The organism is Bacteroides sp. 2201st1_D9_2201SCRN_220225 (assembly GCF_040928965.1).
GTDB classification, from domain to species: Bacteria; Bacteroidota; Bacteroidia; order Bacteroidales; family Bacteroidaceae; genus Bacteroides; species Bacteroides stercoris.
In genome coordinates this window covers 1-3,539 of record NZ_JBCODG010000142.1, presented here as the reverse complement: position 1 = coordinate 3,539, position 3,539 = coordinate 1, and the positions used below count along the sequence as shown (strand labels likewise).

1 protein-coding gene and 1 pseudogene are annotated in these 3,539 nt (G+C 50.5%); both read left to right on the top strand.

What is annotated here, in order from left to right; translation table 11 throughout:
• Nucleotides 1–228 (top strand): annotated as a pseudogene (locus tag AB5903_RS22055) (hypothetical protein); the annotation flags it as partial.
• A gap of 129 nt (nt 229–357) precedes the next feature.
• The coding region (locus tag AB5903_RS22050; protein WP_368118296.1) for an LPD23 domain-containing protein at nt 358–3,539 on the top strand (3,182 nt) is incomplete at its 3' end.

Sequence of the window (3,539 nt, the reverse complement as noted above, 5' to 3'; positions counted from 1 at the left end):
ATCATCAAGGATTTGCGCAAGGAAGGTGTCAAGGTGGAGAATATGCAGGCTACGGAATGGAATGCCCTGCTCAAAGGTAAGAGTATAAGTTCTTCCGCCGGTTCCACCACTCGGAAAGCCGCGACAAAGAGCCGTGCGTTGATGCTTTCGAAAACACCGGTGGGATATACGCTCAAAGCCATAGGTACGACCAACCGGATGAGCCTGCAGGCCAGTGCCGATATGTAGAAGTTGCGTTCGTAGTCCGACGGCATTACTTGTTTACTTATTTACTTTGAATTTATTTGGAGTAAATAAGTAAACAAGTTTTTTCTTTCCGGATAAATCATATTGTCGTACTAACCGATAGTTAAGCTGATGGAAAAGACATCTGAAAATGTTTTCACAAATGAAGAGCTGGATATCATGGCGTGCAGCAAGGCGGCAGGATACTATATACAAGCTCCGAACGGACAGCCCACAAATTTGAATGAAAGGCAGTGGGTGCAGGTCAGAACCGGAGCCTTCAAGGAATGGTTCGGAGATTGGGAAAAGGCCGCACGCATAAAAAAACTGTATAATGCCAGACCTGTGGAAATAACAGGTAATGAGATTGCACCGGTGGATGATCTGAAACAATACAAGAAGAATGCCCTGGAATACGGCAAGAACCTGCGGGGTGAATATACGAATAAGGATACAAACACCCCGATATCCCTGACCGGCGGTAACAGTCGCGGCGGCATCCGGGAAATACTGCAGCATGACTACAAGGACAGGGAGCATCTCCAGAGCATTGCCGCCATTCCCCGGATCATAGAGGATTCGATTTTCATAGACGAGCTTCCCAACGAGGATGCCGGCAAGTATCCGGGGATAAAGTCGTTTTCCTATTATGTATGCGGATTGAAGATAGGCGGGAGCAGTTATACCGTCAAGGCGGTTGTAGCCAATCAAAACAACGGCATCAGATACTATGACCACAGACTCTCAAGCATAGAAAAGAGCGAATTGCTCTCAATTATCCCAACAATACAAAAAGCTGGAATTGAAAGTAATCCGCTCCTTTCCGATTTCAAAGATAAGCGTTTGTTTTCTATTCTCCAAACAAACAGTTCAAAAGTTGTGGATGAGAACGGGGAACCGTTGGTAGTCTATCATGGTACATCCCTTTCAAGGGAACAGGCAAGACACAAAAGCCGGTTCAGGATTACCGATGACTGGGAGATACAGGTTACTGACGCCCCTTTCCACACTTTCAGGGGCGGTGCATACGGCGGGTTGATTTTCACTTCCTTTGACGAGGAAAAGGCCGGAAGTATCGGTTCTATACGCAGTATGGGACTGCCGGACGATGAAAACGGGGAAGAACAGTGGACGGAGGAAAGTTATGTATATGACCTCTTTGCCAATGTCAGGAAACCTTTCGACGTAAAAGATGAAAATGCCGTCCGGGAGGTTCTGGACGAGTCAGGGGGAAGACTTACGGCCTACGACTTCTATCTCGGTCTGGAACTCCCTGTCTCCCGGGAGGATGCGGAGAAGATACTGGCAGGCGACAACTCCTGGCGTGTGGTGGAGACACCTTCCATGCAAAAAATCATCAGGGCAAAGGGTTACGATGCTATCCGCGCTGCGGATGAAGGTGTGGAATGCATGGCTGTTCTTGTTCCGGGGCAACTGAAGGCTGCCGGCAAATATCTGTATTCGGAGCGGAATACCGGTGCTTTCTCGCCGGACATTGACGATATCCGCTTTCGTGAAGTCTATCATGGCAGTCCGGCCTGCTTCGAATATTTCGACCATGCCTTTGCCGGAACCGGTGAAGGGGCACAGGCCTACGGATGGGGCACTTATGTGACAGAGGTGGATGCAATAGCCAAAAGGTATGCGGCCATCGGTATAAAGCGGGGAAACCACATAACCTATGACGGGGAGCCTTTATCCTCGGTGCTTGACAACGAATATTATTTTGATGACGTATGGCGGGTATGGAAAACGCACCTCCTTTCCTCCACCGATCCGGACAGCCTGAAACAGAACGTCGCCTCTGTCTATATTGACGGGCGTGTGGCATCCCCGCGCAGCAGAAGGAGGAAAGAGTTCGAGAGGCAGAAAACGGAACTGCTTGCAGATATCGACGACGGCAAAATCCGCGTAGATCTTCCCCGCAACCTCTACAGGGTGAATATCCCGGAGGATAACGGCACGAACTATCTGTACTGGGACAGGCCGGTATCCGCAGAGCAGAAGGGAAGGATATTTCTGCAGCTCCGCAAGGAACGGCTTTTCCTTCCGGGAGCCACGACAGATTTCTGGAACGGCAAGTCACACGTATGGAACAGCGGGAAAGAGTTCTACGGCTTTCTGGACTACATGTTCATCAATCCGGACAGGGATACCGACTCACAGCGGCTTACCAGCGGGTTTCTTTCTCGGGCAGGATTCACAGGCATTGACTATCCGGCGGAGTATTCTACTGGTGGCCGAGCCGACGGTGCACGAAACTATGTCATTTTCAATGAGAATGACCTGAAGATAACCGCACATGAACGTTTCCGCTTCATTGGAGAGAAAGGGGCTTCCAACCTTGATCGGCTTGAGGGGGCCTGTCCGCGTCTGGAGAACCTTGCAGTTGCCCGCGAAATGGAGAAGTCAGGCAAGGACGCCGGAACAATAAAAATGGCGACAGGCTGGGAACGCGGAGCTGACAGCAAGTGGCGCTATGAGACACCGGATTTCGAATACTACCCGGCCGGAGATCTGGGCTGCTCACGCCTGCTGGAAAAACAGTCCTGGTACGGGGAGTTTGAAAATCTTCTTGACCGGCAGATGGAGGGCAAAGTACTCTCTGAAGCAGAGTGGAGACGTTTTACGGAACTGACGGAACTGGCAGCCGGGCTGAAGGAACAGGACGCGCTGCGTGAACGGATTTATCTGGATGACTATGTGAAGGACGATGAACTGTTCCATGCCTATCCCGAAATGAAACAAACCCGGTTGGAGTTTGTAGACCTGCCATCGGCTGACTACGGCGGAACCTATCTCCATTCGGATAACAGGATCGTGATAAACATCTCCCGGACAGAGGATGTTAAGTCCGTCCTGGCACATGAGATACAACATGCCATACAACGCATAGAGGGATTTGCAAGGGGAAGCAGCCCGGAGGAATTTAAAAATACGGCAGAGGATGTGATTCTGGATATCGTACAGGCCACTGACGGAAGGATTTTAGAGGGTGGCGGTTTCGATAACACCCCGAAAGGCATATTCGCCGCGCTTGGCCGGGAAGTACCCTATGGGACAATACTGAGGCATTACGACTACCCTCTCAGCCTCGTGGCTGAAAAATACGGCTATGAGAACATCTTTGACCTGGTGAATGACATTGACCGGTTCAAAACCAGCATACAGAAATACCGTTCCACAGCCGGGGAAGTGGAAGCGCGCAACGTGCAGACCAGGATGAATTTTACTTCTGGCCAAAGACGGAACACGCTTGCCGTTTCCACCGAGGATATTGCCCGCAGCGAACAGATATTCCTTTCAAGGGAGGC